This is a genomic window from Cytobacillus spartinae, from assembly GCF_042865285.1.
Lineage (GTDB): Bacteria > Bacillota > Bacilli > Bacillales > Cytobacillaceae > Robertmurraya_A > Robertmurraya_A spartinae.
The window spans coordinates 139,954-165,485 of sequence record NZ_JBIACK010000008.1 but is presented as its reverse complement, the minus strand read 5'-3'; the positions used below and the strand labels follow the sequence as shown (position 1 = coordinate 165,485).

The 25,532-nt window shown below is 36.1% G+C and carries 25 protein-coding genes; 17 read left to right on the top strand and 8 right to left on the bottom strand.

The genetic code is table 11. The features are described 5' to 3' along the window. Positions 1-136: 136 nt before the first annotated feature. The 4 genes from ACFYKX_RS16395 (at position 137) to ACFYKX_RS16380 (ending at position 5,548) form a co-directional block, all read left to right on the top strand. On the top strand, positions 137-2,140 hold the full coding sequence (locus ACFYKX_RS16395; protein WP_389362209.1) for a sensor domain-containing protein: 2,004 nt from the start codon (positions 137-139) through the stop codon (positions 2,138-2,140). A gap of 10 nt (positions 2,141-2,150) precedes the next feature. Beyond that, positions 2,151-3,290: a THUMP domain-containing class I SAM-dependent RNA methyltransferase gene (locus ACFYKX_RS16390; protein WP_389362141.1), complete on the top strand. Its 1,140-nt coding sequence runs from the start codon at positions 2,151-2,153 to the stop codon at positions 3,288-3,290. Positions 3,291-3,363: 73 nt separating this feature from the next. Continuing rightward, the gene (locus ACFYKX_RS16385) at positions 3,364-3,537 is read left to right on the top strand and encodes a hypothetical protein (protein WP_389362140.1); all 174 of its coding nucleotides are present in this window, start codon (positions 3,364-3,366) and stop codon (positions 3,535-3,537) included. Between the two features lie 97 nt (positions 3,538-3,634). Continuing rightward, the gene (locus ACFYKX_RS16380) at positions 3,635-5,548 is read left to right on the top strand and encodes an ATP-dependent DNA helicase (protein ID WP_389362139.1); all 1,914 of its coding nucleotides are present in this window, start codon (positions 3,635-3,637) and stop codon (positions 5,546-5,548) included. A 68-nt stretch (positions 5,549-5,616) separates the two neighbouring features. Here the strand turns inward: ACFYKX_RS16380 and ACFYKX_RS16375 are convergent, their stop codons facing one another. Further along, positions 5,617-5,745, bottom strand: a complete 129-nt coding sequence (locus tag ACFYKX_RS16375; protein ID WP_389362138.1) for a hypothetical protein — start codon at positions 5,743-5,745, stop codon at positions 5,617-5,619. A 13-nt stretch (positions 5,746-5,758) separates the two neighbouring features. Continuing rightward, positions 5,759-6,925: an MFS transporter gene (locus ACFYKX_RS16370; protein ID WP_389362137.1), complete on the bottom strand. Its 1,167-nt coding sequence runs from the start codon at positions 6,923-6,925 to the stop codon at positions 5,759-5,761. 221 nt (positions 6,926-7,146) lie between these two features. Here ACFYKX_RS16370 and ACFYKX_RS16365 point away from each other — a divergent pair, with 221 nt between their 5' ends. Further along, positions 7,147-8,670 (top strand): carboxypeptidase M32, encoded by a 1,524-nt coding sequence (locus ACFYKX_RS16365; RefSeq protein ID WP_389362136.1) that lies wholly within the window; start codon positions 7,147-7,149, stop codon positions 8,668-8,670. Positions 8,671-8,795: 125 nt separating this feature from the next. Further along, positions 8,796-9,704 carry a DMT family transporter gene (locus ACFYKX_RS16360; protein WP_389362135.1) on the top strand — a complete coding sequence of 303 codons (909 nt, stop codon included), beginning with the start codon at positions 8,796-8,798 and terminating at the stop codon, positions 9,702-9,704. A 42-nt stretch (positions 9,705-9,746) separates the two neighbouring features. Here ACFYKX_RS16360 and ACFYKX_RS16355 read toward each other — a convergent pair whose 3' ends face one another. The 4 genes from ACFYKX_RS16355 to ACFYKX_RS16340 form a co-directional block, all read right to left on the bottom strand. After that, the gene (locus ACFYKX_RS16355) at positions 9,747-11,405 is read right to left on the bottom strand and encodes a b(o/a)3-type cytochrome-c oxidase subunit 1 (protein WP_389362134.1); all 1,659 of its coding nucleotides are present in this window, start codon (positions 11,403-11,405) and stop codon (positions 9,747-9,749) included. Further along, positions 11,405-11,881 (bottom strand): cytochrome c oxidase subunit II, encoded by a 477-nt coding sequence (locus tag ACFYKX_RS16350; protein WP_389362133.1) that lies wholly within the window; start codon positions 11,879-11,881, stop codon positions 11,405-11,407. Before ACFYKX_RS16350 ends, ACFYKX_RS16355 begins: the two co-directional genes overlap by 1 nt. 25 nt (positions 11,882-11,906) lie before the next feature. After that, entirely contained in the window at positions 11,907-12,056 is a 150-nt protein-coding gene (locus ACFYKX_RS16345) for a cytochrome c oxidase subunit 2A (RefSeq protein ID WP_389362132.1), read from the bottom strand. A gap of 486 nt (positions 12,057-12,542) precedes the next feature. Further along, positions 12,543-12,752, bottom strand: a complete 210-nt coding sequence (locus ACFYKX_RS16340) for a methionine aminopeptidase (RefSeq protein ID WP_389362131.1) — start codon at positions 12,750-12,752, stop codon at positions 12,543-12,545. Between the two features lie 710 nt (positions 12,753-13,462). Between ACFYKX_RS16340 and ACFYKX_RS16335 the strand changes: the two genes are divergently transcribed. Continuing rightward, entirely contained in the window at positions 13,463-14,236 is a 774-nt protein-coding gene (locus ACFYKX_RS16335) for an SDR family NAD(P)-dependent oxidoreductase (RefSeq protein ID WP_389362130.1), read from the top strand. 40 nt (positions 14,237-14,276) lie between these two features. On the opposite strand, the gene ACFYKX_RS16330 is transcribed toward ACFYKX_RS16335, so the two are convergent. Next, complete coding sequence (locus ACFYKX_RS16330) at positions 14,277-14,732, bottom strand: chemotaxis protein CheX (protein ID WP_389362129.1); 456 nt, start codon at positions 14,730-14,732, stop codon at positions 14,277-14,279. A 355-nt stretch (positions 14,733-15,087) separates the two neighbouring features. Between ACFYKX_RS16330 and ACFYKX_RS16325 the strand changes: the two genes are divergently transcribed. The 8 genes from ACFYKX_RS16325 (at position 15,088) to ACFYKX_RS16290 (ending at position 24,313) form a co-directional block, all read left to right on the top strand. Continuing rightward, the gene (locus tag ACFYKX_RS16325; protein ID WP_389362128.1) at positions 15,088-16,173 is read left to right on the top strand and encodes a type III polyketide synthase; all 1,086 of its coding nucleotides are present in this window, start codon (positions 15,088-15,090) and stop codon (positions 16,171-16,173) included. 1 nt (position 16,174) lies between these two features. After that, complete coding sequence (locus tag ACFYKX_RS16320; RefSeq protein ID WP_389362127.1) at positions 16,175-16,738, top strand: isoprenylcysteine carboxyl methyltransferase family protein; 564 nt, start codon at positions 16,175-16,177, stop codon at positions 16,736-16,738. Positions 16,739-17,136: 398 nt separating this feature from the next. Next, the gene (locus tag ACFYKX_RS16315; RefSeq protein WP_389362126.1) at positions 17,137-20,787 is read left to right on the top strand and encodes a dynamin family protein; all 3,651 of its coding nucleotides are present in this window, start codon (positions 17,137-17,139) and stop codon (positions 20,785-20,787) included. Positions 20,788-20,798: 11 nt separating this feature from the next. Further along, complete coding sequence (locus ACFYKX_RS16310; protein ID WP_389362125.1) at positions 20,799-21,551, top strand: nucleotidyltransferase domain-containing protein; 753 nt, start codon at positions 20,799-20,801, stop codon at positions 21,549-21,551. Between the two features lie 9 nt (positions 21,552-21,560). Beyond that, complete coding sequence (locus ACFYKX_RS16305) at positions 21,561-21,743, top strand: hypothetical protein (RefSeq protein WP_389362124.1); 183 nt, start codon at positions 21,561-21,563, stop codon at positions 21,741-21,743. Beyond that, positions 21,744-22,577: a sulfurtransferase gene (locus ACFYKX_RS16300; RefSeq protein ID WP_389362123.1), complete on the top strand. Its 834-nt coding sequence runs from the start codon at positions 21,744-21,746 to the stop codon at positions 22,575-22,577. It begins immediately after the preceding gene. 154 nt (positions 22,578-22,731) lie between these two features. Then, positions 22,732-23,343 (top strand): hypothetical protein, encoded by a 612-nt coding sequence (locus ACFYKX_RS16295; RefSeq protein WP_389362122.1) that lies wholly within the window; start codon positions 22,732-22,734, stop codon positions 23,341-23,343. 103 nt (positions 23,344-23,446) lie between these two features. After that, positions 23,447-24,313, top strand: coding sequence for a 5'-3' exonuclease (locus tag ACFYKX_RS16290; RefSeq protein WP_389362208.1), 867 nt, complete (start codon positions 23,447-23,449; stop codon positions 24,311-24,313). A 90-nt stretch (positions 24,314-24,403) separates the two neighbouring features. On the opposite strand, the gene sspL is transcribed toward ACFYKX_RS16290, so the two are convergent. Then, positions 24,404-24,550, bottom strand: a complete 147-nt coding sequence (gene sspL / locus ACFYKX_RS16285; protein WP_389362121.1) for a small, acid-soluble spore protein L — start codon at positions 24,548-24,550, stop codon at positions 24,404-24,406. A 140-nt stretch (positions 24,551-24,690) separates the two neighbouring features. Here sspL and ACFYKX_RS16280 point away from each other — a divergent pair, with 140 nt between their 5' ends. Together ACFYKX_RS16280 and ACFYKX_RS16275 are read left to right on the top strand one after the other, a co-directional pair. Further along, complete coding sequence (locus tag ACFYKX_RS16280) at positions 24,691-25,188, top strand: divergent PAP2 family protein (RefSeq protein ID WP_389362120.1); 498 nt, start codon at positions 24,691-24,693, stop codon at positions 25,186-25,188. A gap of 35 nt (positions 25,189-25,223) precedes the next feature. Continuing rightward, a complete protein-coding gene (locus ACFYKX_RS16275) occupies positions 25,224-25,490 on the top strand; it encodes a DUF6123 family protein (protein WP_389362119.1) in 267 nt (88 codons plus the stop codon). Positions 25,491-25,532 lie beyond the last annotated feature (42 nt).

The following is a 25,532-nucleotide window of genomic DNA, read 5'->3' as shown; positions in this document are numbered from 1 at the left end:
TTTACAGTGTTCTAGTAGTGAAACGTATATATCTGGCCTAACTTTATACATCCTGGGGGTTTTTTATGTGTACAACCGGCGGCTAATTGGGAATGTTGACGAGGAGAAATCTTTATCAGAAATAGTCTTCAAGCATATGCAAGAGGGAATTCTTGTATTAGACGAAAATATGAGAATCTTATCGCTAAATCCTTGGGCTCAAAAAGTGTTAGAGTATGATGAAGAAGAAATCCTTGGTGAAAACTTTAGCCATTTGTTTTTTGATCAAAGAGAATTGGACTCGCTATTAAGTCATCTTAAAAGAGATGGAAAATGGAAGGGCGAAGTCTTAAAGAGACGTAAGAGCGGGGAAGTTTATCCTGAATGGATCAATATACGTACAGTATTGGATTCTGAAGGTGGTCTTTCTAATTACGTTGTCGTTTTTCGAGATATTACCAAACAAAAAAATTCACAAAAAGAGATAAGGTTAGCAGCGAAGGTTTTGGAAAATACTAGTGAAGGAGTTCTTGTTACTGACGGGAGAGGAAAGATTCTATCCGTGAATCCAGCATTCGAGATTGTAACAGGATATAGTCAAGAAGAGGTTATTGGCCAAAATCCTAGCATTCTTCAATCAGGTATCCATGATCAAGATTTCTATAGTAGTATGTGGGGAACGATTGAGAAAAATGGTAATTGGAAAGGGGAAATATGGAATAAACGTAAAAATGGAGAAATTTTCCCTGAATGGTTAACCATAAGCTCAATCAAAGATGAACATAATAAGGTTACTAATTATGTAGCCGTTTTTTCAGATATTACAGATAGAAAACATGCAGAGGAACAATTAAGAAGACTTGCTCATTACGACTCACTAACAGGAGTTGCAAATAGATATTCGCTAAATAAGAGACTAGAAAGCTTAATATCCACTGCAGCAAGATACAACCAGCAATTAGCTGTTCTATTTTTGGATTTAGACCGATTTAAACACATTAACGATACATTAGGTCATAATTATGGTGATTTACTTTTAAAATTAGTTTCCACACGATTGAAGAATTTAATTAAAAATAAAGATATGATTGCTAGACTTGGTGGAGATGAATTTGTCATTGTTCTACCTAATCTTAAGCATCCAAAAGAAGCCATACACATAGCTGAAAGCATCATACAGGCCCTTACACAACCTTTTCAATTGCACCATCAGGAAGTATATATATCTACTAGTATAGGCATTAGTCTCTTTCCACTTGATGGATTTTCCATGGAGTCTTTACTCCGAAATGCCGACAAAGCCATGTATCAGGCGAAATCGCGAGGAAGAAATCAGTTTGAACTTTATCATACTGATATGCATAGAAACGAGACAAAACAAATGCGTATGGAGAATTTTCTTCGAAAAGCATTAGAAAAAGATGAATTCTTTCTTGTATACCATCCTCAAGTAGATACAAAAACAAATAAAATCGTTGGTGTAGAGGCTCTTATTCGTTGGAAACAAGAAGAATTGGGCATCGTATCCCCTGCAGACTTTATTCCCTTAGCCGAGGAAACAGGCTTAATTATCCCGATTAGTGAGTGGGTTCTTAAACAGGCATGTGAAGACCTTAAAAAAATTCATTTAAATGGGTATCCTAATATTAGAATGTCTGTTAATATTTCTGCTCTGCATTTTAACCAAGAAGGTTTCATAAAGTCTATTCATTCAGTAATTCACCATACAAATGTGAACCCGCATTTTATGGAGTTGGAGTTAACTGAAAGCATGATTATGCCAAATGCGACAGAGACCATTGATAAACTTGTTAAATTAAAACAGATTGGTCTCAAACTTTCTGTTGATGATTTTGGGACGGGATATTCATCATTAAGTTACTTAAATCGTTTTCCAATTGATACATTAAAAATAGATAAAGGCTTTATCAAGAAGCTTTGTGATTATAAAGAAGATTTTTCTATTGTACAAGCTATTATTACTATGGCACATCGATTACATCTTCATGTTGTTGCCGAAGGAGTAGAAAATAAGAAGCAGTTTGACTTCTTAAAGGAAGAGAATTGCGACTTAATCCAAGGCTTTTATATAACCAAACCATTAACGTTCCCTGACTTAATTGACTTTCTTGAGAGTTGGGATTACGAATTATTCTTTTAAGGGTGAAAAAATGTCAAAATACAACTTAATTGCAACATCCGCCATGGGTCTTGAAGCGATTGTAGCGAAAGAAGTACGTGACTTAGGCTATGAGTGTGAAGTTGAAAACGGGCGTATCAGTTTTGTCGGAGATGAAAATGCCATTGTGAGGAGCAACCTTTGGTTAAGGACGGCTGACAGAATTAAAATTAAAGTGGGTGAGTTTAAAGCAACCACTTTTGATGAATTGTTTGAAAAGACAAAAGCTCTTCCATGGGAACGATTTTTGCCTGAAAATGCTCAGTTCCCGGTGTCTGGAAAATCTGTTAAATCAAAACTTTTTAGCGTATCGGATTGCCAGGCTATTGTTAAAAAGGCGATTGTTGATCGACTAAAAACTCATTATAAAAAGAGTGGATGGTTAGAAGAAAATGGTCCTGTTTTTAAAATAGAGGTATCTCTTCAAAAAGATATCGCTTTTTTAACCATAGATACAAGTGGAGTTGGTTTACATAAACGTGGTTATAGAGTGGATCAAGGTGAAGCCCCTCTTAAGGAAACGCTGGCGGCAGCACTAGTTCTGTTAACGAATTGGACACCCGATCGACCATTTTTAGATCCGTTTTGTGGCTCTGGAACAATTCCAATTGAAGCAGCTCTAATTGGCCAAAATATCGCACCCGGCTTTAACCGGGAGTTTATATCAGAGCACTGGGGCTTGATTCCCGAAAAAGTTTGGGAAGATGCTAGAAATGAAGTAGAAGACTTGGCAAATTATGATCAGCCATTAGATATTACAGGAACGGATATTGATCATAGAATGGTTAAAATCGCTCAGGAGAATGCTTTTGAAGCGGGATTAGCTGATCTCATTTCCTTTAAGCAAATGCAAGTGAGAGATTTCACGACGACCAAAGAGTACGGTGTAGTAGTTGGGAACCCTCCGTATGGTGAACGCCTGGGTGATAAGCCTGCTGTTGAGCATATGTATAGAGAAATGGGAAAAGCGTTCTTACCATATGAAACATGGTCAGTTTACATGCTTACCTCAAATGAAAACTTTGAAGAATGTTACGGTAAACCTGCGACAAAAAAGAGAAAATTATTTAATGGATTTATTAAGACAGATTACTATCAGTACTGGGGTAAGAGACCCCCTAGAAAACAGTAAATTTGTTCGGAATAAAACTCCTTTATACTGAATAAAATACCCTTATTAAATACAAGGAGAAGGAGGGGTGACAATGAAAGGTTCGAACATTGATTTTAATAGAATTTCACAAGCAATCAATTACTCAATTGAGGTGTTAAAAGGAGAAGAATCTCCATCGTCCTCTTCAGCACTAGATCAGCTAATAAATGCTCAAGATGAGTTAAACCAAGCGTTGTCATTTTCTTTATCCTCAAACCTTAAATAACGGGGTGCTGGCTCAAAAACCTTCTAGAGTCAGCTCTTTTTTTTGAATAAAATAATTTATGGAATTGAATTTAAGTTAGAATTTCGGAGGAAACATCATGCAAAATAGAATGCCGTTCACACTTTCCAAGACAGAATCTTTTTTTGAAAAATTAGGAGAGTGGATTGGAGATGTATTTTACGATATATTACCTGAGGCTGGCTTCGAGCTCAGAGATGAGCAAATATATATGGCCTTTCAGCTTGAAAAAGCATTTAAAGAGAAAAAGGTCATATTTGCTGAGGCTGGTGTAGGAACTGGAAAAACCATTGTTTATCTTCTATACGCAATTTGTTATGCGCGTTATACGAATAGACCAGCAATCATTGCTTGTGCTGATGAAACGTTAATCGAGCAATTAGTAAAAAAAGAGGGAGATATTGCTAAGCTCGAGAAAGCTTTAAATTTGAATGTAGATGTCCGTTTAGCGAAGTCACGTGATCAATATTTGTGCTTAAATAAATTGGATAAATCGGTTATTAAAGACGAGACCTTTAATCAAATTTTTGATGAACTGCCGGAATTTGTTCATAGCGGTGCGTCTATGCAGTCTTTTGATCGGTATGGTGATCGAAAGGAGTATCCAACTCTAACGAATGAGCAATGGGGACATGTTGGCTGGGATCCGCTACAGGACTGTTTTACATGTGACAAGAGGCATCGTTGTGGACAAACTTTACATAGAGAATATTATCGAAATGCAAAGGATCTAATCATCTGTTCTCATGACTTTTACATGGAACATATTTGGACAAAGGAATCACGCAAAAGAGAAGGACAACTACCGCTATTACCTGAAGGTTCAAGCGTCGTTTTTGATGAAGGTCATCTTTTAGAGTATGCTAGCCAAAAGGCTTTAACCTATAGATTAGCGGAAAATACTCTTGAAACGCTCCTTACAAATCTGTTAGAAAATGAGGTCAGGGAAAAAACTCTAAATATTATTGATGAAGCAATCCTGGAAAATGAACGTTTCTTTGATGCATTAGCAAGTGATTCTCTAAAAACAGCTGGTTCTGATAAACAAATGATTACGAAAACCCCTAACGTTATTAAGCATGGGAAGAGATTACACTACCTCTTATCATCCCTAGAAGAAGAACTCGTATTTGAAAGCGAAATGTATACGATAAATGAGTACAATTTGAAGATTGTGGAAGAGTATTTAGAACAGATTACCTTTTCATTGTCGTTATTTTTAAAAGAGTTAAAGGGGATCATTTGGTTTGAGGAGACTGATGGAGAAGGAACATTAGTTATTATGCCAAGAATGGTTGAAGATATTATGCGTGAAGAAGTGTTTTCACAACAAAAGCCTTTTATATTCTCTTCTGCGACCCTATCAAACAATAAGTCATTTGATTATATTGCAACAAGTCTAGGAATTGATGAGTATTTATCATTTACCGTTGCCTCTCCTTTTGATTATGAGGAAAATATGACAATTCAGATGCCTTCATTCCATGAAGGTGATTTAGATGAAAAGATGGAATATACGTTTAAACAATTGAAGGAAGCTGGCGGTAGAGGTCTCGTTTTATTTACGAACGAAAAGGATCTAAATCACTTTAAAACCTATACCAACTCACAAGTAGATTTTCCGATGTTTTTTGAGGGAGATGCTGAGATAAGTACGTTAGTATCCAAGTTTCAAAATGAGGAAAAATCTGTATTATGCTCTACCCATTTATGGGAGGGACTCGATATACCAGGGCGCTCGTTAGAAAATGTGTTCATATTCTCATTACCTTTTCCACCACAAGATCCGGTTTTCACTGCAAAAAGAGAAGGTGCGGAGAATCCATTTGAAGAGGTTGATCTACCATATATGTTGCTTCGTTTAAGACAAGGTGTAGGGAGACTCATTCGAAGTCAAGATGATAAAGGAATTGTACACATTCTAGTTAATAAACAAGAATATCCTCATGTCATTGAACTCGTTAAATCTGTGCTACCAACGAATATTCAATAATTACCAAAGCCCCTGACTTTCCTAATGGTAAAGTCAGGGGCTTTCAAATGATATAAAATTTCCGTCTGTTATTCCTCGTTGCCCTCACTACAAGTGAAACATAGTAATTGCTCACCAGCCACAACACCGTCAAAAAAGCCTTCTAAACAGTACAGCTCCTTCTTGCAAATAAAACAGTGACCGACAAATTCTTTCATCGTTTTCACCCCTTCATTGATTTGTGTGGTTTAACGACTTTGTAAATGTGTATTTACGAATTAGGTAACTGATAAAGAGCGTATTTATGAGTAAGGCAGCACCACCTATTACAAAACCTTCATTATAATCTACTGAAAGAAGTCCAGTGATGGAAGAACCAGCTACTACTCCTAAAGAGAAAAAGGCATAAAATAATCCAAATACTTTCCCTCTTGCCGCTTTCGAGCTATTTTTAATCATCAGTGTAGTTAGTGAAGGGAATAAAATAGCAAAACCTATTCCATAACAAGTCATAACTATAAAGAGTAATTCCAACTTAGATGTGAAGCTTAAGCCAGTAAGTGATATAGCAATAATGACCAATCCTACAACTAACATTTTTGTGTGACTGTACCGGTCAAAAATTCTATTTGTCGGAAGCATGAAAATCATTATGGCTACAATCCCGAATGTACTAAGTAGCAAGCCACTAAAATGACTCCCGTATCCAAGGTCTTCAACTTTCAATGGGAGCATATAGGCTAAAACTCCCTGTGCAAACATTAACGAAAAAGCTCCGACATAGCCCACAAACAATACGGGTGTTTTGATCAACTTGATTGCTTCAGCTAAATGAAGAGACTCGTCTCCTGAATCGGAAGTGGGCGTTCTTGTTAAGTACACACTAACTAGTAAAGCCATTAGAACCATCGTAATAGAAATTGGGATGAAAACGAAATTTATACCAAAGCTACTTGCAACGATCCCACCAAATGCAGGACCAAGAATCGCTGAAATCCCAACAGCTGCTCCCGATAAGGCCATTGATTTACCTTGCTGATCACTTTTACTAATAAAAGAAAGTAATGTGAATGCTGCTGGGACTAAAAAACCAGCACTTAAACCATGGAAGAATCTAACGACTAATAGTTGACCAGGTGTAGAGACAAACACATAAAAACTAACAATTAATCCAGTAATAGAAAGACCTATCACTAACACCGTTTTTGGACCTATTTTATCAATAAAATAACCTGATAGCATGTTACCAATCATGTTTGATAACGAGTACATGCCTATTATTGAACCAATTAAAACGTGTGTGGCACCAAGAGACTGAGCAAACGGACTCATAATTGGTAACTGTGAAAACATATCAATGAATGAAACAATAACAATTAAATAGATTAATTTTTTCATCAACTAAATCTTCCTTTTGGTTCTACTTTAAACACCATATAACAAGTATAAAGGATACCATGTGATCAGGGACATGGGGTGGGAAAATTTCAACTATTATATGAATTATTATAAGTCATTACTTAATATTATTTTACTAGGGATATAAGATTCCCATTTATTATTTATCAGAAAAGTATGATAAAATGATATAGTATTTTGGCTAAATGGGGGTAATCACAGTGAATGAAGCAATTAAACAAGCTGAAAAAGAATTTTTAGAATATGTAAAAAAGATGGGTGCCTATAATGAAGCACTATCCATTATGTTTTGGGATTTAAGAACGGGAGCTCCTAAGCAGGGTGTTGAGCAACGCTCAGAGGTCATTGGAATGCTTTCCTCTGAAGTGTTTAAAATGTCTACATCAGAAGAGATGGCAGCATACATAGCAAACTTAACAACTGCAGAGGCAAAATCGGAACTATCCGAAATCACTCTAAAAACAGTAGAAGAATGTAAGAAAGAGTATGATAGAAATAAGAAAATTCCGGCCGATGAATATAAGGACTATGTTATTCTTCAATCCAAGGCCGAAAGTATTTGGGAAGAAGCAAAAGATAAATCTGATTTTGAATTATTTCGTCCATACTTAGAAAAACTCGTTGAGACAAATAAACGTTTCCTTGAGTATTGGGGATATGAAGGAAATAAATATAATACATTACTAGATATGTATGAACCAGGAGTAACCGTTGAGGTGTTAGACAAAGTTTTTGGTGAGCTTCGCGAAAAAATTGTTCCTCTTGTGCAAGCCATATCAGAATCGCCTAACAAGCCAGAAACAGCGTTTTTATTTGAGAACTTTTCAAAAGATAAGCAACGTGCATTTAGCCTTGAAATCTTAAAACAAATGGGCTATAACTTTGATGCAGGTCGATTGGATGAGACGGTACATCCTTTTGCAATTGGTATTAATCCTGGAGATGTACGTGTTACTACCAACTATGATGAAAATGACTTCCGCACAGCAGTGTTCGGTACGATCCATGAGGGTGGTCATGCCCTATATGAGCAAAATATTTCAAGTGAGTTAATCGGTACTCCTCTTTGTTCTGGAACATCAATGGGGATTCATGAATCGCAGTCGCTGTTCTTTGAAAATTTTGTTGGTCGTAATTATTCTTTCTGGAAGAAGAACTATGCCCTTTTAAAGGAATATGCTAGCGGTCAGTTTGATCATGTGGCATTAGAGGATTTCTATCGAGCTATCAATGAATCGAAGCCTTCCTTAATTCGAATTGAAGCTGATGAATTAACTTATCCGCTACATGTCATTATTCGATATGAAATTGAAAAAGGCTTGTTTAACGACGAAATAGAAGTAAAAGATCTTCCTCAAGTTTGGAACAAGAAGTATGAAGAGTATTTAGGTGTAATACCACCAAATGATGCTAAGGGTGTCCTACAAGATGTACACTGGTCTGGTGGCAGCTTTGGATACTTCCCATCATACGCGCTAGGCTATATGTATGCTGCACAATTAAAAAATGCTTTACTAAAAGAGATTCCAAACTATGATGAATTATTAGAATCAGGAAATATTGACCCAATTAAAGAATGGTTCACGAAAAATGTTCATCAATACGGAAAAATGAAAAAACCACTAGAGATCCTTACTGATGTTACAGGTGAGGGGTTAAATGCAAAGTATCTAGTAGAATATTTATACGAAAAGTACGGGAAGGTCTATCAGCTAAACTTATAAGAAAGCTCAAGCTCCTTGCTAGGCGCTGGAGCTTGACACCAGTTTAGCTTGAAAAAGTTATACTGTATTTCCTAATAAAAACAAAAGGATGACGTCTTGTCATCCTTTTTGAGCGTGGTGATGTAATGAAAAAACTACTTCCATATTTCATGATTGCCTTTGGAGCGTCACTGTGGGGAGGAATAGCTCTCTTTGTAAGGGGATTAAAGGAGCTGGGTCTGACGGAGATGGAAATTGTAGCCGTTCGAGTAACCTTTGCCTCTATGTTTCTACTTGTTATTGGAGTCGCAAGATATAGACATTTATTTAAAATTCAGTTAAGTAAGTTGCCCTTATTTTTAGGAACGGGAATTTTAAGTATTGCTTTTTTTAACTGGTGCTACTTTACAACAATCAATTTGATGAATATTTCTTTAGCGGTTGTATTGTTGTACACTTCACCAGCATTTGTCGCAGTTCTATCATTTATATTTTTGAAAGAATCCTTACACGTAAAAAAAGTAATAGCAGTGATTGGAACAATTATTGGCTGTATTCTTGTAACTGGATTACAAACAAACACTTCATCATCCATAACGCTAATCGGCTTACTTATAGGACTCGGATCGGGGCTTGGTTACGCACTATATAGTATTTTTGGGAAGGTAGCACTAAGGCATTATGCGCCTTTTACTGTAACCCTGTATACCTTTTTAGTTGCCATGATTACGCTGTTGCCTTTATCGGGAGTTTGGAATAAAGGGGAGCTTTTTCTTAATCCTAAGGTGTTATTATATGGGGCAGGTTTAGGGTTAATTCCAACGGTAATCGCCTACTTTGCATATACATGGGGATTGGAGAAAACAGAGAGTAGTAAGGCAGCAGTTATTGCAACTGTAGAGCCAATTGTTGCAACGTTAATGGGGTTGATTTTGTATGACGAACATTTGACAATTATTCAACTGGCCGGATCGACATTTATTATCCTTTCCGTTGTCATCATTAATCTTCCTGGACGAAGAAGGAAGTTACTCCCTAAAATAGTGGATAAATAATTAAAAAAGCTCCGATATATCGGAGCTTTTATAGTGCTTATCTTACCAGAGTTTAAATCCTTTAGATCCAACTGGAGCATTTTGTAACATATCAATAAACGGTATTGTATATGCGAATAGGATTAAAACTACTGTAATACCAAGCCATAGTTTCCAGTTCTCGAAAACCATTGGAGTTTTTTCTACAGGCTCATCACATTCACCCACTGGGAATTCTTCTTCCCCTTTAGGAGCAAAGAATGCAAGGTTTACGAAAATGATAATTACTAGGATGATGCCGATGAAAAGGATTGAACCACCAACTGCTTGTGCAATTTGGTAAGGAATCCATTCAGAAGCTTGTGCAGCTCCGCCGTATTCAGAGAAAGAAGAACGACGTGGCGCTCCAAGAAGTCCTGCAGCATGCATAGCACCAGACATAAATGTCATACCGATTGCCCAAGTCATAGCTTGGATAATGGCTAATTTATTCATTGCTTTTGTTAGTTTTCTTCCAGTGATGTGTGGAACTAACCAATAAGTAATACCAAAGAATGTTAATACAACTGATGTAGCTAAAGTTAAATGGAAGTGTCCAGTTACCCAAATTGTATTATGAACAACTTGGTTCATTTGGTGGGACGCGTTAACCATACCACCAGCACCTGCAGGGATAAATGCTAACATACCAATGAATGGTACAACGAATCTAGCATCTCCCCAAGGAAGTTTCTTTAACCATCCAAAAAGACCTGTTGCTCCTTTAGAGCGGCCAAATGTTTCGAATGTAGCAAATAGTGAGAATGCAGTCATTAATGATGGAATAACTACTAAGAAAGTTAAGATTACTTGTAAGAACTTCCAAGCTGGATCAATACCAGGTTCCATTAACTGATGGTGGAAACCAACAGGAATGGAGAATAGTAAGAATAAAATAAATGACATACGTGCAAGAGAATCTGAGAATACTTTTCCACCGATTACTTTTGGAATAACAACATACCAACACATATAAGCAGGTAATAACCAGAAATAAACTAGTGGATGTCCAAAATACCAGAATAGAGTTCTACTAATTGTTACATCAACTCTTTCCACAAGTCCTAAAGACCAAGGAAGAAGCTGTAAAAGAACAGTAGCAGCCACACCGATTGTTGCAACAATCCAAAGCATTGTATTTACAACAACCATGAATGTTAAAAGTGGACTCGGTTTACCAGGGTTTGTTCTTTTCCATTTCGTATAAGCTGAAAGCATTGCCCCGCCAGCTAACCAGCTACCTACAACGACTAAAGTTAAGCCAATATAAAAAATTGGGTGTGCTTGTAAAGGTGCATAGAATGTAAATAGAACAGAAGCTTCATTAAGTAAAATCATTACAGCTGCCATTGCAGTACCAATCGTCATGACCCAGAAGCCAATCCAACCAACTTGACGAGCACCATTAGAAAGTGCCCCTACCGTACGGCTTACAGCTGCAAATTGGAAACCTAGAATGAAGAAAGTAGTAAGTACAAGACCTAAAAGTACACCATGAACCGTTAAAACTTGATAATATCCAATACCAAAAGGTAATTCCCATTTTCCTGAACGAACTAATACTTGTAATAAACCAGCAAGTCCGCCTAATGCTAAAGCAATGAATGCCACATAAAAGTGGGCCATTGCCAATTTACCATCACGGCGGTCAACTTTTTGGTTAGCTGTTATTGAGCTAATCATTATTCAACCACCCTTATTTTAGAAGTCATCATGTGGTGACCAGTACCACAATACTCGTTACATAAAATTAAGTATTCTCCAGCTTTATCAAATGTTGTTACTATTTCATTGATATAACCTGGTGTTAGCATCATGTTGATATTTGTACCAGCTACTTGGAATCCGTGGATAACATCTTTTGTAGTAGCGATTACTTTTACTTTTGCTCCAAGTGGAACTTCAACATCACCTGGTGTGTAAGCGAAAGCTTGTGCAACAAATACTAATTCGTAATCCCAATCTTTACCTTCAACTTTCTTTAGACCTGGCTGATCAAACGGAGCTGTTGTATCAACTTTTTCAGGGTTGACAGTTGCCAAACAGCTTGGCGGTTGATTCCCTACGTAGAATGCACTAACTCCTAAAACTGTAAGGAAAACAATCAGTGCACCAATTCCGAAGGTAAGCCAGATTTTTTCAAACTTATGGATATGCATGGCTTTAAAATCCCCTTTCTATCTTTTAGAAACGTTCTAAGAATAAGAAGTAAACGCTCACCCATGTTATTACTAGGATAAATCCTAATAAGAAAACGGAAGCTAACGTCCCCTTTAACGAAGAGCTATCCTCAATTTCAGTTTTTGTTTTATTACTGAGTTCCGTTTTCGCCACAACACTCACTCCCTTCGCCGATTTAGAAATATAAATGATTACATTCCCATAATACAAAACAAAATGGAAGATTCCATTAGGTTTCAGACACTTCACAAATTGTTCATTTATTATGTATTTACTATGATAGTAGTGAAAAATTGATGTGGCAGTGATTTATGTCACAAGTATCATGGTGAAAATGTGAAGAATTTGTGAAGGAGGTAAAAGTATCATTGTGTTTACTCTTGAATGTCTTGAACGAGGATGGTTGCATTGAGCATGTTTTATAGGAGGATAGTCTTGTAGCTTAGACTTTTATGGTTGAAAAAACAGGTATTTAGATACGTTTTTTTATGTGTAGGATGGTCAGTGATAAAAGTTGTTGAGAATAATTTTTTATAAAGAACTAATTAATTGCACAGAAAAAAACCGCATAGATCACTAGGCGGTTGTCTATTCCCTTTTCTTTTAAGGGTGTTTATATTTTGGTATGCTATGTTGGGTCTATGCGTCGTATGCATTGGTGAACAAACCTGACCCGTTACAAGAAGGACAATCATATAACCCATCGTAAGGAACCAATTCTATTGCATGGGGGTAAAGTTGAAAACCTTTACCATAGCAATCTGGGCATCTGTTTTCTAACTCCATTTTAGAAATATGGTTTTCATACCTAGACGAAATCCACTCGTTAAAAGCATCAATTAATCCCAATTATTTCACCTCTTTACTAAACTGTTTTGTTCATTTGTTGTTTTTGACTTATCTTATATGGTCTCTAAACAAAAGACTGAACTGTTTGCTTTTTATGGTTGGAGAGTATTTCCTAACGTATCAACATAAAATGTGAAATGTGCGCATAGCCAACTTTCTAAGTTAGAATAGTCATTTACTATTAATCTTTGTAATAACTTGATTTTTATTCATAGAATTTGGATCGAAAAAACGTAAGGTAATACGATTCAAAGTAATGTAGAAGCAAAAGTTATCATATTATATTCTAATCGTACCTTTTAAGGTTAATATTTTTTGATAAATCCATTAATCACACCAAATGATTAAATTCCTCTATATCAGCGGGGAGTAGACACAAAATTAAATTAGGAGTAATAAAATAATAAAACGGAGATGTAGGAAACGAGAGGGATATATATGGAAAAGTATTATTGTGATCACTGCAGGCTTATTTATAATGAAGAAGTTTTATGTAAGGCTTGTGGCTGTGACGTCTCAAAGAAAATTTGGATTGAAGTTCAAAATCAACAGGATTACAATTCTTCAATTACACCGGACTAATCCGGTGTTTTTGTTTAAGTTTGAGTGAAATTTTAGATTAGTTTAAATAGTCAGTCCTTTATTCTTTCTTTTTTTCGTTTCATTTGTTATTTTGAAATAGCATACATACTTATAAAGGGTGATTAATCATGTATTTACCTTCGTTTAGAGTAGATAATCAAATTGCTCTTGTAACAGGAGCTGGTCGTGGAATAGGACGGGCACTTGCTGTAGGGCTGGCGGAAGCAGGGGCCGATGTGGCACTCCTATCAAGAACGAAAGAAGATTTAGAAGAAACTGCTCGCTTAGTTGAAAAGCAAGGAAGAAAAGCTTTAGTGCTACCGACAGATGTAACGAATCGCGAAGATGTAAAAAGAAGTGTGGAAGCTGTTGTAAAAGAATGGGGTAATATTCATATTCTTGTAAATAATGCAGGGATGAATATTCGATCAAAAGCTTTAGAGGTAACAGACGAAGAATGGCAAACCATTATGGACACAAACCTTAAGTCTGCATTTATGATGTCTCAAGAAGTAGGGAAAGTCATGAAGGAAAAGGAGACAAAAGGTAGAATTATTTCTATTTCTTCAGTTGCTGGGCATGTTGCGTTAAGAACGGGTGTAGCTTATGCTGCTACTAAAGCGGCAATGATCCAAATGACAAAGGTGTTGGCACTGGAGTGGGGCCAATACAATATTAATGTAAATTCAATCGGCCCATGGTATTTTAAAACACCATTAACTGAGAAGCTTTTAGCGGACGAAAAATATGTTTCAGATATATTAGCGGTTACTCCACTAAATAGAGTAGGTGAGTTGCCAGAACTTGTTGGTCCTGTTGTGTTCTTGTCATCAGAAGCTGGAAGTTATGTAAGCGGCCAAACGCTGTTTGTAGATGGTGGCATGACTATTCATGGATTTTAAATCTTAAAATAAAAAAATGACACTTTTGGGTGTCATTTTTTTATTTTAATTCTACCATTAGAATGACTTCTAAAATGCCAGCATTTTGGATATGTATCGGTAAGCGAAACGCTTTTTCAAAGCCATATACCTTTGTTTGACCAACAAATACTGTCGGAGGAGTTATATCCATCTCAAAGCCTTTTTGGGCAATAGTAGTAGATAAATTTCCGGCAATCATATTACCGAGTTCCCCTGCGAATGATTCTAGCATATCTCCCTCTAGCACCATTCCAAACATGCCCTCTCCGATTTTACCGAAGATTTCTTCTGTCCCGTCAATAATAATACGACCTCTTACATCTCCGGTCATTCCAATTAATACACCAACAGAATGTTGTGTAAAAGGCTGTGTAAACAAAGATGGCTTGTCTACTGCTACTTCAAACGGGAGCACTGCTTTTACTGCGTCAATAGTCCCGTTTAAGATGTCGGTAACACTCTTAGTTAAAGTCACAAAACATTCCCCCAACATATAAACTAACACTAATATTATCATATATTCTAGAATTAATGAGTAAAGTTTTTTGAAAAATTTTAAATATTTTTAGTTAAAATTATGATAAAAGGATTAGTTAATAAGATACAGAGAGGGAATAGCAAACGAAAAATGGAAAAGATTAAATAATGAAGCCCACTTAAAAACAGATTATAATAAAGGAGCACAGCAACTCCTTCAAGACGTCTACTTCCTCGTAATACGGGGAAGTTTTTTTTTATTTCTAACGAACTATTCCCCTCCTTAAAAATCGTATGTTTTGCCATTTACTTGGGAAAAGTAACCTTACTGTTTTAAATGAAGGAGAGGTTCTATGCCATCGATAGTTTCAGTTGCTGAAGCAATTCCCCCTCACACAATTGACCAACACACCGTAATGGACTTTTCAAGAGAACTATTTTCTGAATCATTTAAGGACATTGAAAGACTGCTTGGCGCCTTTCATAATGGACAAATTAAAAAACGTAGTTTTGTAAAAGGGATTGAATGGTTTAAAACAGATAAGTCCTTCGAGGAAAAGAATAATGCTTACATAGAAAGTGCAGTAGAACTGGGAGCTATAGCAATAGAAAAATGTTTACATAATCAAGAGTTTCTATTAAGAAATATAGACTACACAGAGATTGATGCCATTTTTATGATTTCGAGTACAGGAATTGCAACACCTAGTATTGAAGCACGTATTATGAATCTGCTTCCTTTTTCAGAGTACACAAAAAGAATTCCTCTTTGGGGGTTAGGCTGTGCGGGTGGTGCATCTGGTTTATCCCGTGCGTACGAGTTCTGCCTTGCATATCCATCTGCCAAGGTTCTAGTCCTATCTATTGAACTATGTAGCTTAACATTCCAACGCAATGACCGCTCAAAAAGTAACCTTATAGGAACGTCTCTTTTTGCTGATGGCGTGGCGTGTGCATTATTGATAGGGGATGAGGTGGATCGGGAATCGATACAAAGGCTTTCTTCAATACCGAAAATTACTGCAACTCAATCAACAACAATGAAAAATTCATTAGACGTCATGGGTTGGGAGATTAGAAATGAAGGACTTTATGTTGTTTTTTCTAAGGATATTCCAAGCATAATAGAAAATTGGCTAAAACCAAATGTAACGAGATTCTTAGATGAGAATCATCATGATTTAAATGATATAAAACATTTTGTTGCCCACCCCGGAGGGAAGAAAGTATTGGACGCATATGTGAACTCTTTAAGTTTGCCTCCAACAATGATTGAAGTTTCCTCGGAAGTACTTGAAGAGTATGGAAATATGTCTTCTGCAACCATTCTTTATGTGTTGAAAAGATTTATGGATAAGGGGATTAAGGGCGACATTGGACTAGCGACCGCCTTAGGTCCAGGTTTTAGTTCTGAATTACTCTTATTAAGGTGGGAATAAAATGATCTTTATAGTATTTATCTCGTTTATTATCACTCAAAGACTATTTGAACTTGTCATAGCCAAAAGAAATGAGAAGTGGATGAAACAGCAAGGAGCCAAGGAATTTGGGCGAAGCCACTATTTGGTTATGGTAAGTATACATACGTTATTTTTCTTATTTTATATTTGGGAAGTTCTAACTTTCGAAAAACAACTCTCATTCACATGGCCAATATTACTTCCTGTTTTTCTTTTAACTCAATTGGGTCGGATTTGGGCAATCACTTCACTAGGAAGATATTGGAACACAAAAATCATTGTCCTACCCAATGCCAAAATAATTAAAAAGGGGCCCTATCAATTTTTAAAACATCCTAATTATGTAATTGTGACAATCGAGTTTATTATTTTGCCCTTGTTATTCCAAGCCTATATAACAGCTTGTTTGTTTACATTTTTAAATATGCTCATACTTTCCATTAGAATCCCTGCCGAAGAAAAGGCTTTAAAAGAGCTAACCGAATATGAAAGTGCCTTCCTAGACCTTAAAAGGTTTGTTCCTAATTTTGTGAAAAAAGTGTGAAAATTCCCTCTTCCTATTGAAAATGATTATCGTTCGTGATAAAATCCTAATTGAAGTTGAAAATTATTCTCACTATCAATGATAAGGATGGTGTTACATATGGTTTCTTTGTTCATAATCACTACAATCGGAATTTACGCTGCTGTTATGAAACACGTTTTAAATCATGTTGGCCAACCGCAATCAACCCATACAAGATAAATCCAAGCCAGGCGATTATGCCTGGTTTTTTTAGATTTACTGGAAAAAAGAAACCTCGTTTCTAAACCTTTACCCATCTATCCTAATTCTCATATAATTTTGATATAATAAAGCAATCTAGAAAGCATTTTCAAACGTTACCTTAAGGATCTCAGTTTGAAAAAAAATGATACGAACATACAAGGGGATTTTAGAACATGGTTCAAACGGTCAATCAACAGGAAAAAACAGAGTTACTTAACCAAATTGCTGGGTTGTACACTTTGTTTAAAGAAAACAATGATATTCAAACAGCTGAAAAAGCAAAGCAGTTAGCTATAAAACTACATGACGAGGAATTCTCAATTGGATTTTGTGGTCATTTTTCAGCGGGAAAATCAAGCATGATTAATAAGATCATCGGTGAAAACCTTTTACCTTCAAGTCCAATTCCAACAAGTGCAAATTTAGTAAAAGTTAAAAGTGGAGAGGAATACGCGAAGGTTTTCTTTAAAGAACGAAATCCGATTCTTTATCCGGCTCCATACAACTACGAAAAAGTTAAATCGTATTGTAAAGATGGAGACCTTATTCAGTCGATTGAGATTAGCCATAATACGAATAAGTTACCAAAAGAAGCGGCCATTTTGGATACACCAGGCATTGACTCAACGGATGATGCTCACAGAATTGCGACGGAATCTGCCCTTCATTTAGCAGATTTAGTTTTTTATGTGATGGATTATAATCATGTCCAATCAGAGCTTAATTTCCTATTTACAAAGGAGTTAACGACAGTTGGCAAGGATGTTTATTTAATTATTAATCAAATTGATAAACACCGTGACGAAGAGTTAAGCTTCGAGCATTTTACAGCGACTGTGAAAGATTCTTTTGCTTCATGGGGGGTTAAACCAGCAAAGATATTTTATACTTCTCTAAAGGAAGAAAACCACCCATTCAACCAATTTCATGAACTTCAGCAGTTCATACATGCGAAAATTGAGTCAAGAGATACGATTCTTCCATCATCTATCTACCATTCTTTAAAAAAGTTAATGGAGGAACATTCTCTAACGTTAAAACAGGAACAAACCGAACGCCTTAATAGATATGAAGAGATATTGAATCCTATAGCTGAAGAGGAACAGCAAGAACTTCCAACTAGACTTAAAGAAGTTCATGGAAAGTTACAGCTAATATCTGAAAAAGTTAATCAAAAAGATATAGACTTTTCTAATGAATTAGATGAGGTTTTAAAAAATGCTTATTTAATGCCATTTCAAACAAGGGATTTAGCGGAAAAATACTTGCACTCTCAGCAGCCAGATTTTAAAGTTGGTCTCTTTTTTTCAAAGCAAAAAACTGAGCAAGAGAGAAGTGAGCGAGAGGAAAGCTTCTTCAAAGATCTCCAGGAAAAAGTTCGCGCTCAACTTGATTGGCATCTAAAAGAACTTTTGATTAACACTTTTAAACAAGAGGATATTCAAAATCCGGATTTGCTTGCAAAAGCACAATCCCTGGCTGTGCCTATTACAAAAGCGATGCTAAAGGACACCATTAAACCAGGAGCACGACCTACAGGGGATTATGTATTAAATTATACAAATGACGTTGCTGAAGCTATTAAAAAAGTTTCTAGAAATAAGGTTAATGAAATTAAGGAACTTTACCTACAAATTTTAAAAGATAAAGCGGATAAACAGGCAAAAGAATTGGCAGAAGATAAGGAACTTCTTGAGCAATACGTTGATGCATGGGAGAAAAAGCAAGCTATCTTTGAAAGTCAAATGGCAGTAGAAATTAAAATGGAACAGATTATTTCAGGGCATGCTGACGTTTCTATGTCAAAGGATGCATTAGAGCAATTAGTGACTGACGATAAAAAGGTTGAAGTGGTGCATAATTTAGAATCTGAGCAGGTTGAAAAGGTTACAAAAGAAAACGGACATAAACCTAACATTCAGGTGGAAGAGGAAAAGGAACAAAACAATGTCGAGAATATTCATGATTTAGTGAACAAGCTTACCTTCACGGCAAATCAACTGAAACCCATTCCAGGATTTAAGAAAATTACGAATGACTTGTTGCAAAAGGCAGAACGTCTTGGAAACAGAGGATTCACGGTTGCTTTATTTGGAGCCTTTAGTGCTGGGAAGTCATCATTTGCTAATGCATTAATTGGACACAAGCTATTACCCGTTTCGCCAAACCCTACAACAGCTGCTATTAACAAAATTATGCCAATAGATGACGAGAATCCTCATGGTTCAGTAAAAGTAAAGCTGAAACCATCAAACGTCCTTCTAGAAGATGTTACTCGTTCTTTAGAGGTATTTGGTTCTGTTCCGACTGACTTTGATGAAGCACTTAAGCAAATCAAACACGTTATGGAGAATAGTACGGACTTTGATGCTTATGAGAAAACTCATTACGCTTTTCTACAAGCATTTTACAAAGGATTTGAACCTTTCAGAGACCAACTTGGAGAAATTTTAGTAACAGATTTAACAGAGTTTAGTGATTTTGTTGCGAAAGAAGAGAAATCATGTCTAGTTGAAACAATCGAGGTGTTTTTTGATTGTGAGCTTACGCGCAAAGGGATCACACTTGTTGATACTCCGGGAGCTGATTCTATAAATGCCCGCCATACCGGTGTTGCATTTGAGTATATAAAAAATTCTGATGCGATTCTTTTTGTGACGTATTACAATCATGCTTTTTCAAAAGCTGATCGTGAGTTCCTCATTCAACTTGGCCGTGTAAAAGATGCGTTTGAATTAGATAAAATGTTTTTTATTGTGAACGCCATTGACCTAGCCAATAATGATGAGGAAATGAATGACGTTTTAGATTATGTAGAAGACCAGTTAATTAAATTCGGTATTCGCAGACCAAGTTTATTCCCAGTATCGAGTCTTAGAGCAATTGAGGAAAAGCTTGAACTTACATCTAATCGTGAATCAGGAATTCATCGCTTCGAAAATCAATTTTATTCATTTATAGAAAATGATTTAACTGAAATTGCAGTAAATGCAGCAAAATTTGAATGGCAACGTGCGGTAGAACTATTAAGAAATTACATTGTTTCATCACAAGAAGACAAAGGCTTAAAGGAAAAGAGAAAGCTTGATTTAGAGAATGAACAGAAGAAAATCACAGCGTTTATTCAAAATGAATCTCCAGATTTACTTATTCAAAGGCTAAATCAAGAGTCCGATGAATTAACTTATTATATTAAACAAAGGGTGTTTCTGCGTTTCTCTGATTTCTTCAAAGAATCCTTTAATCCATCCGTGTTAAAGGATGACGGTCGAAATCTGAAGAAAGCCCTTCAGCACGCATTAGATGACTTATTATCAAGCTTTGGGTTTGACTTTTCGCAAGAACTAAGAGCAACAACATTGAGACTGGAAACCTTCATCAGTAAGCTAATTAGTCAAAAGTGGGAAGCCACGACGAAGGAACTACATGAGTTTAATGGTGATTTGTCCTTTAGTAAGTTTGAAAGTCAAGCAATTGAGGGGTTAGATTTTAACTCTCCATTTGAGGACGTAAACAAAGATACCTTTAAGAAATCAATGTCTTATTTTAAGAATCCAAAGTCCTTTTTCGAAAATAATGAAAAAAGATTGATGATGGAAGAATTGGAAAGAGTTCTACAAGACCCAGCCCAGGATTATTTACTAAAAGAGAATGAAAAATTAAAAGGCTATTATGATGAACAGCTTAAAAGGCAGTTCGAGTTGCTTCTTAGCCATCTTCTTGAGGAAGTTAATGATTATTACGAGGGTATGTTCGCTGCATTAAGTAATCATGTCTCAATTGAACAGCTCCAACAGTTAGAGGAGAAAATATTACATTCTTAAGGATCGAAGTTATGGAAAAATGGATTAAGGAAATCGAAAGCAAAGAAAATATTGAGATTTTATTTGCCTGTGAAGGAGGAAGTCATGCATGGGGGACTTCCTCTTCCATTTCTGACTATGATATTAGGTTTATTTTCAAGCATAAGAGCGTGAAAAGTTATGTTTCCTTAACAAAACAGGCTGAAACGATTGAATTATCCACTCCATATGACATACAAGGCTGGGACATCTTGAAAGCATTTCATTTAGTAAAGAAATCTAACCCGAGTCTATATGAGTGGGTTTTCTCACCTATTGTATACAGGGATAAGGATGGGTTTTCAACAGAATTAAAAAAGGTCATTCTAGAAAGCTACTCGTCCTTAACACTTGTGATGCATTACCTTCATGTCATGTCTAAAAACTTAAATGAAGTAAAGCGCAAAGTGACATTTCAACTACATACTCAAAAACAGTTAATCCATGCAGTAAGATCCTACCTTATTTGCAGTATAATTATTAATGACCAATCTATTACTAAGGGACCTTATCAATTAGGCAAAAGTACGGACAAACATACTTTGGAAAGATATCTAGAATTTTACCAACCTCTCGTAGAAGCTAAGGTGACAGATACAGTTATCCCACTTGCACTAGTTGAGGACATTGTTCATACCCTTGAGATGGAAAAAGAAACATTAGTAGGAAAGGCAAAAAAACTACCCACTGGCAAAGACTGTACTCCTGTATTAAATCGTTGGATATGGGATTTACTGAATGTTTAAGGAGGGGCCATGGAAAATCCTTTTCATGCATGTGCAAGCTGTATACATTTTCGATCTGAAAAAGGGTTGGAAGGCATGAAATACGTATGCAGCCGTCTACAGTATGAGACAAAACCAGATTATAAGTTTAATTGTTGGACACCTAAGGAACATGTAAAGAAGTTGATGGAAAAGAGAATGGGGGATAAGTAAATGAGCACTTTTATTCAAAAAGAGATACTACAAGAGCTTATGTCTAATGAAGAAGTTCGAATGGTTGATTGTAGGTTTCAGCTAGGCAAGCCTGATGAAGGTAAAAGTCAATATTTACTTGGACATATTCCAGGTGCAGTTTATTTCCACCTCGAAGAAGATTTATCGGCAATAGTTGAAAAGCATGGTGGCAGACATCCACTACCGGATATAGAGCAATTCAAGAGTTTGCTAGAGGAAGCTGGTATTTCTAACGACACAAAAGTAGTCGCATACGATAATGGTGAAGGAGCTTTTGCAGCCCGCTTATGGTGGCTTCTAACGTACATAGGTCATGAAAAAGTCTACATCTTAAATGGTGGTTTTAAAGATTGGCAACATGTTGGTCTACCTGTAACCCAATCAATTCCTAACTATAAAAGGGGATCTTATACCGTAAACATTCAACAGCATATGCTTGCGGAACACGAGGAAGTAAGAGAAGCCGTATCAGCTAAAACCCACGTTTTAATTGATTCGAGGGAAGAAAAGAGATACCTAGGAATAGAAGAGCCAATTGACAAAAAAGCAGGGCATATTCCTGGAGCTATTAATAAGGTCTGGACCAAGAGTTTTGAGGATGGAAAATTTAAAACACCAGCTGATCAAGAGAAGAGATTTGAAGACATTGAAAAAACACAGTCGATTATTGTGTACTGTGGCTCCGGTATAACGGCAACCCCTAATTTTATCGCCCTTAAAGAAGCAGGATACATGAATGTTAAGTTATACGGTGGGAGCTTCAGTGATTGGATATCTTATGATGATAATGAAATTAACAGTATAAATAAATAAAAATTAAAGTAAAAATATCCCTTTTGAATAAAAAAGGGATATTTTTACTTTTAGAAATAGAGTATAATTTAACAGAATATATAAAAAACAGCGGGGTCAAGAGAAGAGAGAATACCTCGGAGGCTGTTATGTCAAAGAAAAGGGGTTATGTTTGATGATTTCACAAGGGTATACCGTTTCAAAGAAGACAAAAACAGATTGGCATCAAATGCTTATACCGGCTGCATTTATTTTGATTTTAGGGTCAACATTTATTTCTTTGTTTTTTATCGTGCCAGTTCAAAGTGTACTCTATCATCCAGAAGGTGATTGGTTTTTCGAGCCTCCTAAAATTGTCTACTACACGTCTATTGCCTCACAAGTATTAATAGGGATCATTATGATTATCTACGCACTCCTTCTTGGAAAAGGTAAGAATAGTAGTTTGATAAAAATGATAGTGAGTCTCTCAATTCTTGTATCTTTTATAGTCGGTCTTTTGTGTTTTGATTACTATCATTATGCGACTAAAGAAGGCATTCATGTAAATCCATTGTTTTCATTAGATGAAAAGCTTTATGCGTGGAATGATATTGAACATGTTAAGGAGACATTTAGAGTAAAGAATGGGGTTATGAGTAGCGGAACATTGATTTTTACCTTTAAAGGTGGAGAACAGTATACCTTGATGTTAAATAATAATGTTTTAAAGGCAAAAAGAGCCATGATCTTTGAGGTTGAAAATCGAGGAATTGAAATTGAGAGAGACATTCCAGAAGGTTATTAATATGGAAAAAGGTGGTTTTCCTTACGCTTTAAGGACATGGTATAATAGCTAGAATGCTAAAAGGAGGGACACCACTTTGGAACAACCGAACAAATCATCATTAATGTTAGTAGATGGAATGGCTTTACTATTTCGAGCCTTTTATGCAACTGCCGTAAGCGGACAATTTATGATTAACTCAAAAGGAGTCCCTACAAATGGGATTCATGGATTTGTAAAGCATTTTTTAACGGCAATTACCAAATTCAATCCTACCCATGTAGCTGTCTGTTGGGATATGGGAAGCAAAACGTTTAGAACGGAAATGTTTCAAGACTATAAAGCAAATCGATCTGAACCACCAGTTGAATTAATGCCTCAGTTTGACCTAGTAAAAGAGTTAGTTGAAGCTTTTGATGTACCAAACATTGGGCTTGCTGGATTTGAAGCAGACGACTGCATTGGTACTATCGCAAAAAATTGTGATGACCATTTATCAGTGAGCATCTTAACAGGTGACCGAGACATTTTACAACTTTTAGACCATAGAATTTCTGTTATCCTATTACAAAAAGGTTATGGCAACTATTTAGTTCATACTAAGGAATCTTTCTACGAAGAAAAAGGGATTCATCCTGAACAAATGATTGACTTAAAGGCCTTAATGGGCGATCCGAGTGACAACTACCCTGGCGTAAAGGGAATTGGTGAGAAAACTGCATTAAAGCTACTTCAGAGCTATAACAATGTCGATGGGATATTAGCAAACTTGCACCAGATTTCTAAAGCTCAGAAAACAAAAATTGAGCAGGATCTAGAGATGCTTCATTTAAGTAGGAAGCTTGCGGAAATAAAATGTGATGTTCCAATTGATTATGTACTTGAAGATGCTATCTATCAGATTAACCGAGATAAGGTCCTTACCAAGTTTGATGAGTTCGAGTTTCGTGGATTACATCGCTTAGTAGATCAACAAAAGGAATACGCTTAAGGTTCGAAAAGGGCTGTCCAGAAGTTCAGTAGTCACTGATTTCTGGTAGCCCTTTTTCTTATATTTATATGACACTTTACCTGTGTATGGTTAGATTTTCGTATTACTCTTCTTCGCTCTGTTTTCTAATTCACTTTTTGGACTTTTAGTTAATTCTGCGTCTTGGCCATAGCCCTGAGGATTAACACCACCAGCTTTTGTGCCTCTATTTTTCGCTTTATTGTTTCTTCCAGCCATCTACCAAACACCTCCTTTAAAACCCTCTTCGATAAGTATTTCTATCATTGGATGAACTATTCGTGTATTGATTTAACTTTATTGTTACCACAAAGAATATTCTCACTCATTCTACTTCAAAATAATCTAGAGGTGAGAATATGAATAAAGGTGTTTACGTAGCGTTACTTAGTATAGGTTTAGCACAGGGACTTAAGATTCCTATTCATTACTATAAGAAAAAAGAATGGCGGCCTGAGTTGTTTTTTCAGACAGGTGGAATGCCTAGTTCACATTCAGCAGGTGTTTCTTCTTTAACTACGTTTATTGCATTGAGAAGAGGAGTACCAACGATAGACTTTGCATTATCACTTGTATATGGGTTAATTGTTATGTACGATGCCCAAGGTATTAGAAGGCAAACTGGGGAACTCACATTGAAGGTAAATGATCTAGATGATTTAATGGATAAGGTCCAACATGAAGAAACAGTTAAGTTTGAAGAGAAATCCCCAGATAAGTTAAAGGAAATGCTAGGACATCAGCCGGAAGAAGTATTAGGAGGTGCGCTCCTAGGTATTCTTACAGGAACTTTAGGTCATGTTTTAACAAAAAAAGATAGAAAAATGTCGAAATTCAAGGTAAAATTTAGGGGGTAAATGGTCATTGTATAGGGAGAGGAATTGGGGATAAATTGTGTACTGAGGATTATATTTTATTATTAAAAAGTAAAGGCTTCCAACTTCGTGAAGATGCGATCGGCTTCATTCGCTTTGGCAAGCAATATACGAATGCATCAGATGAACTCGCAAACACGGCAATTGAATTAACATTAAAGGCACAAAAGTCCTTTGATGGGAGCTTTTATGTGTCATTACTTGAAATGTTAATTTCCAATAAAATTCACACTAGGCACGAAGCAATAACGTTTGTCAAAAATCAAAAAATTTTAGCCATATAACTTTTCACAAATAAAAGGCGTGTAGATTCACACGCCTTTTTG

Bases quoted from the DNA above. Each gene is read 5' to 3' on its own strand.
- ACFYKX_RS16395 (WP_389362209.1), top strand. From the start codon at position 137: ATGCAAGAGGGAATTCTTGTATTAGACGAAAATATGAGAATCTTATCG.
- ACFYKX_RS16390 (WP_389362141.1), top strand. From the start codon at position 2,151: ATGTCAAAATACAACTTAATTGCAACATCCGCCATGGGTCTTGAAGCG.
- ACFYKX_RS16385 (WP_389362140.1), top strand. From the start codon at position 3,364: ATGAAAGGTTCGAACATTGATTTTAATAGAATTTCACAAGCAATCAAT.
- ACFYKX_RS16380 (WP_389362139.1), top strand. From the start codon at position 3,635: ATGCAAAATAGAATGCCGTTCACACTTTCCAAGACAGAATCTTTTTTT.
- ACFYKX_RS16375 (WP_389362138.1), bottom strand. From the start codon at position 5,745: ATGAAAGAATTTGTCGGTCACTGTTTTATTTGCAAGAAGGAGCTGTAC.
- ACFYKX_RS16370 (WP_389362137.1), bottom strand. From the start codon at position 6,925: ATGAAAAAATTAATCTATTTAATTGTTATTGTTTCATTCATTGATATG.
- ACFYKX_RS16360 (WP_389362135.1), top strand. From the start codon at position 8,796: ATGAAAAAACTACTTCCATATTTCATGATTGCCTTTGGAGCGTCACTG.
- ACFYKX_RS16355 (WP_389362134.1), bottom strand. From the start codon at position 11,405: ATGATTAGCTCAATAACAGCTAACCAAAAAGTTGACCGCCGTGATGGT.
- ACFYKX_RS16350 (WP_389362133.1), bottom strand. From the start codon at position 11,881: ATGCATATCCATAAGTTTGAAAAAATCTGGCTTACCTTCGGAATTGGT.
- ACFYKX_RS16335 (WP_389362130.1), top strand. From the start codon at position 13,463: ATGTATTTACCTTCGTTTAGAGTAGATAATCAAATTGCTCTTGTAACA.
- ACFYKX_RS16325 (WP_389362128.1), top strand. From the start codon at position 15,088: ATGCCATCGATAGTTTCAGTTGCTGAAGCAATTCCCCCTCACACAATT.
- ACFYKX_RS16320 (WP_389362127.1), top strand. From the start codon at position 16,175: ATGATCTTTATAGTATTTATCTCGTTTATTATCACTCAAAGACTATTT.
- ACFYKX_RS16315 (WP_389362126.1), top strand. From the start codon at position 17,137: ATGGTTCAAACGGTCAATCAACAGGAAAAAACAGAGTTACTTAACCAA.
- ACFYKX_RS16310 (WP_389362125.1), top strand. From the start codon at position 20,799: ATGGAAAAATGGATTAAGGAAATCGAAAGCAAAGAAAATATTGAGATT.
- ACFYKX_RS16305 (WP_389362124.1), top strand. From the start codon at position 21,561: ATGGAAAATCCTTTTCATGCATGTGCAAGCTGTATACATTTTCGATCT.
- ACFYKX_RS16300 (WP_389362123.1), top strand. From the start codon at position 21,744: ATGAGCACTTTTATTCAAAAAGAGATACTACAAGAGCTTATGTCTAAT.
- ACFYKX_RS16295 (WP_389362122.1), top strand. From the start codon at position 22,732: ATGATTTCACAAGGGTATACCGTTTCAAAGAAGACAAAAACAGATTGG.
- ACFYKX_RS16290 (WP_389362208.1), top strand. From the start codon at position 23,447: ATGTTAGTAGATGGAATGGCTTTACTATTTCGAGCCTTTTATGCAACT.
- sspL (WP_389362121.1), bottom strand. From the start codon at position 24,550: ATGGCTGGAAGAAACAATAAAGCGAAAAATAGAGGCACAAAAGCTGGT.
- ACFYKX_RS16280 (WP_389362120.1), top strand. From the start codon at position 24,691: ATGAATAAAGGTGTTTACGTAGCGTTACTTAGTATAGGTTTAGCACAG.